This window comes from Stutzerimonas kunmingensis, from assembly GCF_014764705.1.
GTDB lineage: Bacteria > Pseudomonadota > Gammaproteobacteria > Pseudomonadales > Pseudomonadaceae > Stutzerimonas.
This window is the reverse complement of record NZ_JACXXG010000098.1, coordinates 1-926: the sequence shown is the minus strand read 5'-3', so window position 1 is coordinate 926 and position 926 is coordinate 1. Positions and strand designations below refer to the sequence as shown.

Genomic DNA, 926 nt, shown 5'->3' with positions numbered 1-926 from the left:
CTGGAAAGGCGTGTTCGCTCGGTCATGAGACGATTGCAATTACGCCCTCAAAGAATCCGTTCTTATTTCCGGCATCCACGTATCGCCTACGCAGCATGATTTGGTGTATTTGATTGCCGGGTTAATACAAGAATACAGTGATCACTACCATGTCCGTCTCGTTAGCCCCTGAGCTTTACTACCTCAGCAATTTCCGTACGGCACTCGCCTGGGTGGCTGAGCGCTATGCAGATCTACTGGCGGATGAAGAACGTGCCTTTCTCGACACCTTCAATACCCTGCCCTGGCCATCCCAGGCGTTGCTGGTGCGCATGATTAGCGCAAGGGCTGTCATTTTCGTCTGAGCAAGCTCGTTTACCCGGAAATCGGCGACTGCCTGGCTGCTGCCGATCCACTGCTTGAACAGGGATGGATCACCGAGCAGGCGCTGCTCACAGCCGATGAGATTGCCGAGCTGCTGCGCAAGGATGAGGTGCTGACTCATATGCCGCTCACAGACCGCCGCGCGGCGCAGAAAAAGGCCGAGCTGCTCGAACCACTGCGCGCAATGGAGCTACCTGCCCAGACCTTCACGGACTGGTGCCCTATGTTGGATGATCAGTTACTCAGCCTGATGGTGGGCGAGTTGTGTGATCGTTTGCGCCTGATGTCCTTTGGCAATCTGGCCCAGGACTGGTCCGAGTTCGTGCTGACGGATCTGGGCATCTACCGTTACGAATCGGTGGACATAGGCCCGGAGTCACGTGGTTTTCAGTGCCGCCAGGATCTTGAGGATTACCTGCACCTGCGCCAGTTACGCGTAAGCGTTCATTCCAAGACATCCTGCCATCCCGCTGACTTCCGCCCTAGAGTGACCTCGCATTCAACAACGCGAGGTTATTTCCATGAGAAAACACCGCACCGCAGAACAGTGGCAAGTCCTAATC

General features: G+C 55.6%; 2 pseudogenes. Both read left to right on the top strand.

The features are described from left to right. Positions 1-149: 149 nt before the first annotated feature. A pseudogene (locus IEG05_RS23105) lies at positions 150-355 on the top strand (VRR-NUC domain-containing protein); the annotation flags it as partial. A gap of 129 nt (positions 356-484) precedes the next feature. After that, positions 485-926 (top strand): annotated as a pseudogene (locus IEG05_RS23100) (hypothetical protein); the annotation flags it as partial.